The organism is Mesorhizobium sp. WSM4842 (assembly GCF_055901575.1).
The window spans coordinates 6,827,243-6,840,999 of record NZ_CM148372.1; the positions used below are offsets into that span (position 1 = coordinate 6,827,243).

Genomic DNA, 13,757 nt, shown 5'->3' on the forward strand with positions numbered 1-13,757 from the left:
CAAGCACTGCCGTGCTGTCCGATAAGCGATAAAGCCCCGTCTGATGATGATCGCGGGTGTTAGCATTCCGAACCTATGGCCATTCTGATAGGCTTGGGCGCCTCGTATCCATCTTCGCACATTGATATTTTGCTGAAGATTGTCGATGCCCCGTGAAGATGCCGATATGGGTCGCTCAATTCGTATTAGGAAAGCTGTCAGTGGCGCTGAAATATCCACCGAGTGCAGTCCGATTGAGCGACGGCGGGATCATGCCTCCAAGCACCTCGTCCCACGGCACTTTCCGGGCGCAGAGAGAGTCGTTGTTGCAACTTTCTAATGACCGGCGAAATGGCAAGGAACGTAAGCGCCCACTTAACCCATGTTTCGCGGAGGATGAAGACGAGGGACACTGCCGCGATGATTCTGCGCGGGAGGTTGGTTTGGAGCCTGCACCAAGGAACTTCGACATTTTCGGAGGGTTGCGACGTTCAGGGACGCCAGTCTGTGATCCCACTCTGCGTGCGCTGATACCTGGGGCTTATTGTGAACCTGCCCGATCTTGAGGAGATGATGGCCGAGCGCGGCATTGCGAGGCGGTGGCATATCGCCCCGCACAGATATCACTACATCAACCTCAATGGCGACTATATCTGGCGGAACTTCAATCCTCGCAGCTTGACTACCCTATCTTCGACAGGTTCACCACCTTCGTGTCGTGAGCCAAGATTTTTCCATGCCCATTTGTGTTCCTTCACAAGATGGCACGCCTGAATGCGACCACAAAGACACATCTGGCAAAAGGATTTGGACTGGTGTGAGTATGGAGGTTGTCCGAGTCAAATTATCAAACCATCGCGACGATGGCTAAACTGCAGATCTTTTACATAACGTGTCAGCTCATCTAATGGTTCTTTCAAACGAGACGCTCTTAGCGTTATCGAAGCGCCAAGATCAACTGTCAATAACTTGTCTGCGTGTACGGCATAATTAAGTGCTGTCACATCTCCGCAAGAGGCACGCTACGCGTGGTCGACAAGGCCTACCCGCTACGCCGCGTCTCGAGTCTTAATGCGTCACCGTCGTCGGCCATTGCAGAAATGTCCTCTTTCCGTAATCGGACTTCTCGCAAGCAGGCAGAGATCAGACAGAGAAAAACTCAACAGAACGGCATTAATCGCAGGAGAACGGCCTGGCAGCGCTACATCGCGCTGCCAATCACCGCAGTTGCAAAGCTAGTTTGACGGAAATGAGACTCGATTTGGAGTTACAGATGAAAGGTTTAGCAATTGCCGCTTTAAAAAGGCTCAAACGGCAAGACCTTATGCAAAAACGCGCCTATGTGAATGGCGCTTGGCTCACCAAGATTGAAGCAATCTCGGTGGTAGATCCAGCTACTGGCGAGGAACTGGCTCAGGTAGCAGCCTGTGAGATTTCCGATGTGGACACTGCCGTCAATGTCGCGAGAAGCGCATTTCAACAATGGCGCGATGTTATTCCTTCCGAACGGGGTGCATGCCTGCGGAAATGGGCCGCGGGTATGCGCGAGAACGCGGAAGACCTCGCGGTCATCATGAGCGCCGAGCAAGGCAAACCATTGACCGAGGCGCGCGGTGAGATTTCATATGCCGCTAGCTTTCTTGACTGGTTTGCAGCGGAGGGCGAACGAGCGTATGGCGAGACCATCCCGAGCCATCTTACGGGCAGCCGACTCTCTGTGCAGATGCAGCCGGTCGGAGTGACGGTCGCCATAACCCCTTGGAACTTTCCGTCCGCGATGATCACCAGGAAGGCAGGAGCCGCGCTCGCTGCCGGCTGCAGATTGTCAAGCCCGCCCCGGAAACGCCCTTTTCAGCTCTGGCGCTTGCCCGTCTTGCTGAGGACGCAGGAGTCCCCACCGGCGTGTTTCAAGTGATCACGGGAGAGGCTCCTCCGCTTACAAAACGGCTGTTGGATCATAGCGATGTGCGGGCATTCTCCTTCACGGGCTCGACGGAGGTCGGTCGGATCCTGCTCGAGCAGTCCGCAAAAACCCTGAAAAAGGTTTCACTTGAGCTTGGCGGCAATGCTCCTTTTATCATTTTCGATGATGCACCGTTGGAGACTGCCGTGGCTGGATGCATGGCAGCCAAATTTGCCACATCCGGTCAGGACTGCCTGGCAGCCAATAGGATCTATGTCCAGCGGGGAAGCTATCAGCGCTTTGTGGAAGAATTCGCGAAGGCCACCAGTAGACTGAAAGTTGGGCACGGATTGGAGCCTGGTGTCGATATTGGCCCAATGACCAAACCATCCGGCGCCGAAAAGTGCAGGCAACAGGTGTCCCAAGCGCTTTGTGCTGGGGCCCGCATCGTTGTTGGCGGCCAGGACAGTCCGCTCGGGGGCAATTTCGTCAACCCAACTGTTCTCGCAGACGTCACGGACGACATGCTGATTGCTAAGGAAGAAACTTTCGGTCCCGTGGCGGCAATCTTGGTTTTCGACGAAGAGGCGGACGTGCTCGCCAGAGCCAACAACTCGGAAATGGGTCTCGCGGCTTACGTTTACACAAGAGATCTGAACCGCGCCCTGCGGCTGACCAATCAGTTGGAGTACGGCATGGTCGCTGTCAACACCCCGAAATTTACCGGTGCTCCCATACCCTTCGGGGGATGGAAGCAATCTGGCCTCGGTCGCGAGGGCTCAAGACATGGCCTCGCTGAATATCTCGAACCCAAATACGTGTGCATCGGCAATATCACGGCCTGAAAGGAAAGCGCCATGACTATAAACATCAAGGATATCAGCGAGAAGGATATAAACGCTGTGCTGCATCCTTTCACGCAGTTGAAGGACTTTGCCACCGGCAAGCCGGGCGACCCGACAATCGTCGAGACCGGAAAGGGGATCCAAATTCAAGACGCGCATGGAAACAAATGGATCGATGGTTTTGCGGGTCTCTACTGCGTCAACGTCGGCTATGGCCGCACCGAAGTGGCAGAAGCAATCTCGCGTCAGGCCTATCGCCTAGCTTACTATCATTCGTATGCGGCGCACACGACGGACGAGCTCGCGATCCTCTCCGATCGCCTGGTGAAGATGGCGCCGGGCAAGATGAGCAAAGTGTTCTACGGCATGTCCGGCTCGGACGCCAACGAGACCCAAGCCAAGCTTGTCTGGTACTATAACAATCTGCGTGGCAAGCCGAACAAGAAGAAGATCATCTCGCGTGAGCGGGGCTATCACGGTTGCAGCGTCGTCTCCGGCTCGATGACGGGCATGAGCTTCTACCATGACCACATGGACCTGCCACTCCCGCAGATCGTTCACACTGGTGTTCCGCATCACTACTGGGGCGCTAACCCAGGTGAAACCGAACGCGAGTTCTCAGCCCGCCGCGCCGCCGAGCTCGATCAACTGATCGAACGCCTCGGCCCGGATAATGTAGGCGCCTTCATCGGCGAGCCGGTGCTCGGCACCGGCGGTATCACACCTCCGCCGGAAGGCTACAGGAAAGCAATCCAGGCCGTGCTCCAAAAGCACGATGTGCTCCTCATTGCGGATGAAGTTATGACCGGCTTTGGCCGCACTGGCTCCATGTTCGGCTCGCAGCACTACGGTATCGAGCCAGACCTCATTACGATCGCAAAGGGTCTGACTTCCGCCTATTTCCCACTTTCCGCGGCAATTGTCGGCGAGAAGGTCTACAAGGTCCTGGAGGACGGGGCGGACAAGGTCGGCGCATTCTCGCACGGTTACACCTATTCAGGTCATCCGGTTGGGGCTGCCGCAGCCAACGCGGTGCTCGACATCGTCGAAAAAGAAGACCTTCCGGTAACGCTCGCGAGGTCGGTGCGTTCTTCCAAGCGCTGCTGAAGGAGAAATTTGCGCAGTTGCCGATCGTCGGCGAAGTGCGCGGCATCGGCCTTATGGGCGCAATCGAGTTCGTGACCGATCGCGACAAGAAAAAGCGTTTCGATCCCGCGCTCAAGGTTGGTGCACTAATTTCCAAGGCAGCGCGTGAGCGTGGTCTTATCGCTCGCGCCATGCCGCATGGCGACATTCTGGGCTTCGCTCCGCCCCTGGTGACAACCAAGGCTGAAGTTGAAGAAATCGTTGGCATCGCTGAGAGTGCAGTGCACTCCGTTATGGATGAGCTCACACGAAACGGGCTTAACATATAAGGCGGACGGCAGCCGAACCTGCGGTCTCAGAACGCCGTGGAAGTCTGCCAATCTTCGACAAGTGCCGGCTGCCGGGTCTACCGATCGGGTCACCGGTGGGTACGCGAGCGGGTATGTCGAACGAGACTAAGTAGGAGAGCATCGGTCTTAGACCGCGCTGGGATCGCGCCAAGGGTGCTGCTGAATATATGGGTTCGATAGGCTTAGACACTTCGTGTTGCGTGGCGGGGTTGGTCTCCAACGAAGCAAGTGGGTCGCGCAGTTTTGGCATCGCCGCTGGAAGCATGAGCGATCAAGGCAGGAGAAAGGGCACCCCCGTGATGCTAGACTTACAGTCCACATGCCGAAATTTTTGCTTTTACCTCGTGCCGGCCTTTTCGCTCCAGGCCTTCTCGTCAGCAGTAGAAGCCCTGAGGCTCGCCAACGAAGTGTTGGGGCGGGACGTATATAGCTGGCAGGTGATTTCGGACGACGGGCAACCTGCAGCCTCGGGTTGCAAGTTGTCGGTCTGCGCGGATTCTTCGTTGTCGTTCGAACGTGAACGAATTCGTCGATCAATCTCAGCACCGGCTGTCGTGGTCGTCGGCGGCCGCAATGCTCCAAGTCCTCACAAACAGCTTGATGCCTGGCTACGAGAGTGTCGCAACCGCCGCGGCAGCCTCGTAGGAATATGTAGCGGTACGATTGTACTTGCTCGGGCGGGGCTTGCCGAAGGGCGGCGTTGCGCGGTTCACTGGGAGCAATTTCCGATATTCTCTGAGCGGTTCCCACGTGTGGTAGCAACTCAAACCGCCTTCGAGCGGGACGGAGACCTATACACTTGCGCCGGGGGGGACGCCCCCTTCGACATGTTTCTGGATTTGGTCGACCGCCATCATGGGACGATAGTCGCCAATCGTATTTGCGAAAAAGCCATCGCGTACAGGACCCGTTCAGCGGGTGACCGCCAACGTCTACCTCTTCATTCTCGAGTGCAATTAAACCATCAGGCGGTCATCAAGGTCATCGAGGAGATGGAGGCAAATCTCACGGAGCCATTGCTATTGGACGAACTTGTCGGTTCAGCCGGCCTATCCCGCCGTCAAATCGAGCGGCTGTTTAGGCGGGAACTGGGATGCTCTCCGAGCCGCTACTATTTGGACCTTCGTCTGGAACGTGCGCACCTGCTACTCGTCAGCTCGCGCCTGCCGGTCCTTGAAATCGCGATGGCTTGCGGCTTTGTCTCCGCATCGCATTTCTCAAAAGCGTACCGCGATGCCTATGGATGCGCTCCGCATCAATCACGATTACCAGTCTACCAACGAAAAAAAAAAGCGATCGAACCGGCCGGAGGAAAATAGAACCCGGCAAATCGATCGGAGGCTAAGTAACGAAAGAATGCCTAACTGCCACTAGCATGAGCGCCGTGTTGTTCTCAGAGATGGGGTATGGCCCTGAATGGTCTCAGCCAGTTCGGGGAAGGTGTTCGAAGCGGCCTGGCTTCGATCAACTTTTGTCGACTGTCCCTTGCAAACGGGGCGGCCCAGCCCGCTTACTACCACTTGCGCTAGGTGAAGACACTCGGACGCGATTAGAGGAGGATGATCCGATATGACTCAATTGCCTTTTGCGCTTAGCGAATACCAAAGCCGGCTTCTTGCCATCCGCGCGGAGATGGCGCGCCGTGGCCTCGATCTTCTGATCGTCAACGACGTTGCCAACCAACACTACATCACCGGCTACGACGGCTGGTCGTTCTATACACCGCAGGTGGTTCTGGTGCCGCTTGGCGACGAGGAGCCGGTCTGGATCGGGCGCGCGATGGATGCGGCAGGCGGGCTACTGACCGCATGGATGAAGCCGGAGAACGTCGTCGGTTTCCCGGAAGATCATGTCCAGCGCCCCGACCGCCATCCGATGGACTGGATCGCCGCATGGATCGAGAAGAAGGGCTGGGGGCGTGGCAACATCGGCATCGAGCTCGATGCCTACTACTATTCGCCGAAGGCGCATGCCCGCCTGACCGCCGGCCTGCCCAACGCGGCCTTCCACGACGCCGACCTCCTGGTCAATTGGATACGCAGCGTCAAGTCGGATGCCGAGATCGGCTATCTTCGCAAGGCCGCGCGCCTTGCCGAGGCGGCGGTTACGGCGGCCTACGAGGTTATTGCGCCGGGCGTGCGCGAGTGCGACGCCATCGCCAGAATCCAGGCGGCACAAATAGCGGGCTCGCCGGATTTCGCCGGCGACATTACTGCCCTGCCGCCGACTATCTTGGGGGGTGAGAATGCGTCGGCGCCGCATATCATGTGGAGCGACCGCCGGTTCGGCGACAACGAAACCGTCGCGCTGGAACTCGCCGGGGTTGTGCGCCGCTATGCCGCCGGTCTGGCGCGCACGCTTCAGCTCGGCGCCATGCCCGTCAAGGTCAGCGACACCGGAAAGGCCGTGCTCGAAGGCATGGAGGCTGTCCTCGCAACAATCAAGCCTGGCGTTCTCGCGGAAGAGGTCGAGGCAAGCTGGCGCAACGTCATCCAGCGCTACGGGCTGAAGAAGGAATCCCGCATCGGCTATTCGATCGGCGCCGCCTATCCGCCGGACTGGGGCGAACACACGATCAGCCTGCGCCGGGGTGACAAGACGATCCTGAAGCCCGGCAATGTCCTACACTCCATCCTCGGCATGTGGATGGACGGCTGGGGGATCGAAGTGAGCGAAACGATCCTCGTCACCGCCAGTGGCTGCGAGACGCTGACTAGCTTCCCGCGAGAGATCCATGTCAAACGCTGAAATCGGCAATGGATTGATGGATGCCGCGTTGGAGCGCCGGATGATCGAAATCCGCCGCCACCTCCACCGCAACCCGGAGCTCTCGAACGACGAGCGCGAGACGCAGGCCTATCTGAAAGCGGTGCTCGAAGAAGCTGGATTGAGCGGCATCAGGCCAGTCGCGGGCTTCGGTCTCGCCGTTGACGTCGTCGGCACGGCCGGTCCTTCGAACCGCAAGATCGTCATCAGGGCCGACATCGACGCGCTGCCGATCACGGAAGCCCCGGGCGTACCGTTCAGCTCGAAGCGTCCGGGCGTCATGCATGCCTGCGGCCATGACGCCCACGCCCCGATGGGTTACGCGCCGGCGTTCTCCTGGAGCGCCAGAAGCAGTCGTTCAGCGGCGCCGTCCGTATCATCTTCCAGCCCGCTGAGGAGGCGGACCCGCTCGGTGGCCGCCGGGTCGTCGAGGAAGGGCTGCTGGACGATATCGACGCGGCGATCGGCATCCATGTCGACCCCTATACCGAGACCGGAAAGATCGCGGTCGGCGCGGGTCCGTACACGCTTGCCTGCGATATTTTCGACATTGGCGTCACCGGGAATTCCGCGCATGCCGCAAAACCGTCCGAAGGCGTCGACGCCATCGCCGTCGCCTGCTCGATGGTGACGGAGTTGCAGAAGATCGTGTCGCGCGAGATCGATCCGTATGATCCGCTGGTCGTCTCCGTCACCGGCATCGAAGGCGGTGGCGCCTACAACGTCATCGCCGCCGAGGTAAGGCTGAAAGGCACGATCCGCAGCGGGCATGAAGCAACCCGCCAGCATGCGTGGAAGAGGCTACGTCAAATCGTCGAAGGCGTGGCTTCAATCCACAACGCTAATGCCGAGGTGGACTTGAGGCGCGGCGAACCACCGGTTATCAACGGCCCTGACATGGTCGAGATTATCCGCCGAACCGTTGCCGACCTGCTGGGGCAGGACAACATGCTGAGTGCGCCGGGCTGGACCGCTGCCGATGATTTTGCCTTCTACAGCGAGAAATGCCCCTCGGTCTATTTCCGCCTGGGAATCCGCAACGAGGAACTTGGAGCGGTCTATCCGCTTCACCATCCGCGATTTCGGGTCGATGAACAGGCGCTGTCGATAGGGGCTGTCGTCCTCTGTGACTCTGCCCGAAATTTCTTGATGCGGCTGACCTAGTGTTCGACGCCCCCTTCGTCTCTCTGAGAATGCATGAATTTGCCGCCGCCGAAAACTAACCCAATTGCCTTTTGCCGCCAAGGGCGACCTCTATGGGTGAGAGTTGGAAAGGACGAAGATGCTGAGTAACAGTCGTTCCCATGGGCTTTGGGAGCACGGCGCACCAGACGCCCCCGCAGTCAAGCGTTCTCAGGTACGCCCATAAGCAAGATGTAGCCGTAGTTGGCGGCGGATACACGGGGCCTGTCGACGGCATTGCACCTGGCGCAAGCTGGTGTGAAGGTCAGGGTCCTGGAGGCGGTGGAAATCGGCTTTGGCGCCTCGGCCTATGGATGAAGCCCGACGATGTGAAATCAAGTTTGGGCGCACCTTTCGGTGAACAGGTCTTGCAACTTCTCAGCGACGGGCCTGCCGAGGTCTGGTCTCTGATCGACAAGCACGTCGTCGACTGCCAGCCTGTGAGGAACGGCACGCTTCATTGCGCGGTCGGCGACACGGGACTAAATGAGCTCCGGGAACGCGAGCGGCAGTGGCGCAAACGGGGCGCACCCGTGAAACTCCTCAACGCACAAGAGACAGCGGCGCGCATTGGTACGAGGGCCTATTCCGGATCACTTCTTGATTTGCGCGCCGGAACCATCCAGCCACTCGGTTATGCACGAGGATTTGCTCGAGCGGAGCGGCGGTGACGTCCCAAGACGTGGTATAGCTGGGTAGCGCGGTGGTCATCGGCGCTTTCCGGTAGAGTCTGGTTGTCGAAGCCAACTCCTGACTGGAAGGACCACCGATGACCGACGACACGATGAACCTGCGGACGCTCGTGGAGAAAACAGCTGATGCCGATCTCCTGCGTGAGATGATCGGCTTTGCCGCCGAGCGGCTGATGGAGATGGAGGTGGGCGCGGCCACCGGCGCCGCTTATGGCGAGAAGTCGCCGCTGCGAACCGTCCAGCGCAATGGCAACCGGGACCGGGACTGGGAGACGCGGGCGGGCACGGGACGGAGTTCCTGCGCAAGCTGACGCGGCGTGGCCTCCGTGGCGTGAAGCTTGTCGTCTCCGATGCTCATGAAGGTCTCAAAGCCGCCGTCACCAAGGTGCTGTCGGCCACCTGGCAGCGCTGCCGCGTCCATTATGCCGATGTCCGGATTATGCCGACCTTGGGGGTGGATGTCGGCTTCGGAGGCGGTGATCGCTGCGATGGGGTCGGCATAATCACCGGCGGTCTGACGGATCGTGCAAACTCCTCTTCTTGTTTCCAAAGAAGGGGATGCTTTCATGTCAATCGATCCGTTTCGCGTTCGCGTCCAGGGCCCGCTTGCCACGTTTGCGGCTGGGTTTGCCGGCGAACTCGCCCGACAAGGCTATACGCCGCTTTCCGCTCGCGAGCAGATGCGGCTGGTGGCGCGGTTGAGCCGCTGGCTCGTATTGGAAGGCATGGATGTGGAGGGACTGGGTGCGAGCGAGGTCGATCGGTTCGTCCGTACCCGTCGTGCCGCTGGCCCGCAACTCCGCTCGATCAAAGCATTGCAGCCCCTGTTGGCCTATTTACAGTCTCGCGGCGTGGTGCTGCCGTCGCCCCGTGCACCCGACGATCCGGCAGATCAGTTGCTGGAACGATACCAACGCTATCTGGCGATTGAGCGCGGTTTGGGGAAAGCGACCGCCGATGTCTATGCCCGGATGGTGCGCCCCTTTCTGCGTCATCGATTGTCGTCCGACGGGCGTGCCCTGGACCTTGCGGGTTTGGCCGCGACCGACGTCGTCACCTTTGTCGTGGCACGTTGCCCTCAGCTGAGCCGCGGCGCGGCAAGCCTGACTGTAACGGCGCTGCGGTCGCTGCTCACGTTCCTTCATGTCGAGGGTCTCATCGCGCGATCTCTTGCCGCTTGCGTGCCCTCGGTCGCCGATCGGCGATTGGCTGGGTTGCCAAAGGGACTGGATTGCGACCAGGTTCAGCGCCTGCTGACGTCCTGCGGCCGCGATACGTCGAACGGCTGCCGCGACTTCGCGGTCCTGACCATGTTGGTTCGTCTCGGCTTGCGGGCGGGGGAAGTCGCCAAGCTCAAGCTTGACGACCTGGATTGGCGGACCGGTGAGATCCTCGTACGGGGCAAAGGAAGCTGCATCGAACACCTTCCCTTGCCGGACGATGTCGGCGAAGCGGTGGCGGCCTATCTGCGTTACGGCCGTCCCCGGACCGCCCAGGGCCGGACAGTATTTGTGCGCGTCAGGGCGCCCCATAATGCCCTCACAAGCACTGGCGTGTCGCAAATAGTGGCCGCCGCCGGTTGCCGCGCGGGGCTCGGCCAGATCTACGCCCACCGCCTGCGCCATACGGCGGCGTCGGCGATGTTGCGCGCCGGTGCGTCGCTACCGGAGGTCGGGCAGGTCCTGCGTCATCGCCGCGCCCTGACAACGGCGATCTATGCCAAGGTTGATCGCGAAGCCCTGCGAACGATCGCCCGCCCTTGGCCGGGAGAGGTGGCATGAGCGCCCTTCGCCAGGCCCTGGCCGATTACCTGGCCATGCGTCGCGCCCTCGGCTACACGCTTGTTCGGTCCGAGAAGCTTCTTGCCCAGTTCCTCACCTACCTCGAGGCGCAGGGCGAAGACCACCTGACCACCAAGACGGCCCTCACTTGGGCGATGCTGCCGGCAGGCGCCGATCGAAGCTGGATGTCGGCGCGACTTTCCGTCGTTCGCCGCTTTGCGACCCATCTGCGCGGGATCGAGCCGGCAACCGAGGTGCCGCCGTGTGATCTGCTGCCGGGGCGATCTTGCCGAGCGACGCCCTACCTCTATTCGCAGGAGGACGTCATCGCCTTGATGACGGCAACCGCGGCCTTGCGCACGCCGCATCGGGAAGCAACCTACCGGACCCTGATCGGCTTGCTGGCCGTGACCGGAATGCGGGTTGGAGAAGCGATCGGCCTGGACCGCGACGACTTCGATGCGGTCGGCGGCGGCCTCACCATTCGGCGCGGAAAGTCCGGAAAATCCCGCGAGTTGGCGTTACATCCGAGCACTGTTGCAGCCCTCGGCAATTATCTGCGCCGGCGCGATCGACCCCGCCGGCCGCCGAACACGCACGCCCTGTTCGTCTCACCGGCCGGCACCAGGCTGCTCTATGTGAACGTTCAAAACACGTTCCAGAAGCTCGTCTGTCGCGTCGGCATCGCGCCGCGCTCGGCGGCCTGCCGACCACGGCTCCACGATCTGCGGCACGCGTTTGCTGTTCGCACGCTTCTTGATGCTTATCGCGACGGCGGTGATCCGGGGCGCCGGCTTGCCCTGCTGTCGACCTATCTCGGTCACGTCGATCCGGGCAAGACGTACTGGTATCTCTCGGCGGCTCCGGAATTGCTGCAACTGGCCGGTGATCGTCTGGAACGACGGATCGGAGGCGGCGCATGACCGCCCTCAGCGCGACCTTGCAGGCGTTCTTCACCGACCGCCTGATCCGGCAGCGGCAAGCCAGCCCGCATACGCTCGCCGCCTATCGGGACACCCTGCGGCTTATGCTGGTCTTCGCCGCCGCGCGGCATGGCACAGAACCTTCCAGGCTGGAGTTCGACGACCTCGATGCCGCGTGTGTCGGCGACTTCCTCGATCACCTCGAGCGTCATCGGGGCAACAGCGCGCGGACCCGGAATGCGCGGCTTGCCGCAATCCGGTCGTTGTTCCGGTTCGCCGCCCTTCGTTATCCCGAGTACGCCGCGACAATCGAACGGGTGCTCGCCATTCCGCCTAAGCGTTTTGAGCGACGGCTTGTGACGTTCCTGACGGAGGACGAACTCGATGTATTGCTGTCCGCCCCCGCGCGGTCGACCTGGACCGGGCGGCGCGACCACGCCTTGCTTCGGCTCGCCGCCCAAACCGGCCTGCGGGCGTCCGAACTGATCGGCCTTCACTGCGCCGATATCCACCTCGGTTCCGGCGCTCATGTCAGCTGTATCGGAAAGGGGCGAAAGCAGCGGATCACACCCCTTACCTCCAACATGGCCGCCGTGCTGCGCGTCTGGCTAGCCGAACGTGCCGGGCAGCCGGCCGATCCCCTCTTCCCTACACAGACCGGCAGGATGATCAGCCGCGACGCTCTCGAGCACCGGCTCGCGAGGTATGTCGAAATCGCTGCCAGAAACTGTCCGTCGCTGCAGCGGAAAAGGGTCACACTGCACACCTTGCGTCATACCGCGGCAATGCGACTGCTGCGTGCCGGCGTCGACACCTCGGTGATCGCGCTGTGGCTTGGCCACGAACAGATCGAGACCACCCACATCTACTTGCACGCCGATCTGGAGCTTAAAGAACGCACCCTGGCGAAAACCACGCCGGCCAACACGGCGCCAGGACGCTACAGACCGCCCGACAAGCTTCTCGCTTTCCTCGAGGCGCTCTGATTATGCCGACCCCATCGCAGCGATCACCGCCTCCGAAGCCGACATCCACCCCCAAGGTCGGCATAATCCGGACATCGGCATAATGGACCTTATGCCGACGTCGGCATAACGTGCACTTCATGAGGAACGTGCTGGCGCATGCCGGCAAGAGCGGCCGTCGCGTCGTCTCGGCCTTCATCGCCACCGCCTTCTGAAGCGACACCGGCGTTTGCGCGCTAGCAATCTAGCTTCCGGACCGAACCCTCGTCAGCGAACCGTGGAGCCGGAGCCGCATTTCCGACGATGTCGCGCACGCGCATAATGGCATCGCCCCATCTGCTTTTATGCACCTGTGGCGCCTTCAACGCCGAATTCCTTCGTTGACGGAGCGTCGTTCGGGTGGACCGGTCGATTGAATGCGCTACACTTGTGGCGCCATCATACAAGGTAGCAACGATTCCTAAGTACGCCACCTCCCAAGGCGCAGCGCCCGGCAGCGAGCTCAGGCTCCTGCTGGGCGATCAATTTGTCTGCTGCTTAGTTAGATGCCCTCGTGCTGAGTGGCATCTGCAAATGCGAAAGCGGGTGCTCGGTCATGGCGCAGCGAACGGACTGTAGCTGTGTTGCGAAGATCGTGGCCCAATGGCGCACCCAGGCCTGAGGACGCCGTAGTGCCGACAATGGTCGCGGCCATGAGCCTGATGCGGGCAGCACTTGAGCGGGCCAATCGGTGATCATGACGCCGTTCGTCAACTCAAAGCAGTTTAACAGCCGCCGCGATCTCGCTGCTCATCCGCGCGCCCCGCGCAACGGACGACGCCAAACCGGCGCGTGATCATGCGAGCACCAGCGCCGGCCTTGCCACCCCGGGGTCGCGCCGCACCCGGGTGCTGGCGGATATGCTGGTTGCGAAGTAGTCCACCTCCCCCCATGGGCAGAGTGCGATCTATACTCGGGAGGACGCGAGCCCGAGCGTTTAGCCAGCGTCGCGATAGCTTCGGCTAGGGTTCGATTAACAGCGTATGCAGAAATCCTGCGGAATTGACGCAAAAATCAGCGCTCTCTGCGTGTCGATGCGAGAAGTCGCCGAAAAGGGTGAGGCGAACTTGTATAAAATAATGCTGTCAACTGGGAGGAATTAGAAGCTTGCGAACCAGGATCCGATCTGCAACCGCCCATCTCCGGAAGGTCGCGAGAATCCGAAGCCTTTATGCCGGCGGCAACGCACCCTCTCGGTAATCAAGCAACTAGACATGGGTCATCCGCGCGATCGGCCCAAAAAGGG

The 13,757-nt window shown here is 60.5% G+C and carries 7 protein-coding genes and 5 pseudogenes; all 12 read left to right on the forward strand.

The genetic code is table 11. The features are described from left to right. Nucleotides 1-1,252 precede the first annotated feature (1,252 nt). The 12 genes and pseudogenes from AC0NIE_RS33025 (at nt 1,253) to AC0NIE_RS33080 (ending at nt 12,493) form a co-directional block, all read left to right on the forward strand. Nucleotides 1,253-2,727, forward strand: a pseudogene (locus AC0NIE_RS33025) (NAD-dependent succinate-semialdehyde dehydrogenase). Nucleotides 2,728-2,739: 12 nt separating this feature from the next. After that, nucleotides 2,740-4,142, forward strand: a pseudogene (locus AC0NIE_RS33030) (aminotransferase). Nucleotides 4,143-4,462: 320 nt separating this feature from the next. After that, nucleotides 4,463-4,951 (forward strand): annotated as a pseudogene (locus AC0NIE_RS33035) (AraC family transcriptional regulator); the annotation flags it as partial. Between the two features lie 39 nt (nt 4,952-4,990). Further along, nucleotides 4,991-5,482, forward strand: coding sequence for a GlxA family transcriptional regulator (locus AC0NIE_RS33040; protein WP_473489569.1), 492 nt, complete (start codon nt 4,991-4,993; stop codon nt 5,480-5,482). A 250-nt stretch (nt 5,483-5,732) separates the two neighbouring features. Beyond that, entirely contained in the window at nt 5,733-6,911 is a 1,179-nt protein-coding gene (locus tag AC0NIE_RS33045; RefSeq protein ID WP_473489547.1) for a M24 family metallopeptidase, read from the forward strand. A gap of 40 nt (nt 6,912-6,951) precedes the next feature. Beyond that, nucleotides 6,952-7,197 (forward strand): annotated as a pseudogene (locus AC0NIE_RS33050) (M20 metallopeptidase family protein); the annotation flags it as partial. A 110-nt stretch (nt 7,198-7,307) separates the two neighbouring features. After that, the gene (locus tag AC0NIE_RS33055; RefSeq protein ID WP_474047337.1) at nt 7,308-8,093 is read left to right on the forward strand and encodes a M20 metallopeptidase family protein; all 786 of its coding nucleotides are present in this window, start codon (nt 7,308-7,310) and stop codon (nt 8,091-8,093) included. A gap of 332 nt (nt 8,094-8,425) precedes the next feature. Beyond that, on the forward strand, nt 8,426-8,782 hold the full coding sequence (locus tag AC0NIE_RS33060) for an FAD-dependent oxidoreductase (protein ID WP_473489546.1): 357 nt from the start codon (nt 8,426-8,428) through the stop codon (nt 8,780-8,782). A gap of 98 nt (nt 8,783-8,880) precedes the next feature. Beyond that, nucleotides 8,881-9,227: pseudogene (locus tag AC0NIE_RS33065) on the forward strand (transposase); the annotation flags it as partial. 265 nt (nt 9,228-9,492) lie between these two features. Next, the gene (locus tag AC0NIE_RS33070; RefSeq protein WP_474045213.1) at nt 9,493-10,584 is read left to right on the forward strand and encodes a tyrosine-type recombinase/integrase; all 1,092 of its coding nucleotides are present in this window, start codon (nt 9,493-9,495) and stop codon (nt 10,582-10,584) included. Then, nucleotides 10,581-11,507, forward strand: a complete 927-nt coding sequence (locus AC0NIE_RS33075) for a tyrosine-type recombinase/integrase (RefSeq protein ID WP_473490024.1) — start codon at nt 10,581-10,583, stop codon at nt 11,505-11,507. The genes AC0NIE_RS33070 and AC0NIE_RS33075 overlap by 4 nt, the downstream gene beginning before the upstream one ends. Continuing rightward, nucleotides 11,504-12,493 carry a tyrosine-type recombinase/integrase gene (locus tag AC0NIE_RS33080; protein WP_473490025.1) on the forward strand — a complete coding sequence of 330 codons (990 nt, stop codon included), beginning with the start codon at nt 11,504-11,506 and terminating at the stop codon, nt 12,491-12,493. The genes AC0NIE_RS33075 and AC0NIE_RS33080 overlap by 4 nt, the downstream gene beginning before the upstream one ends. Nucleotides 12,494-13,757 lie beyond the last annotated feature (1,264 nt).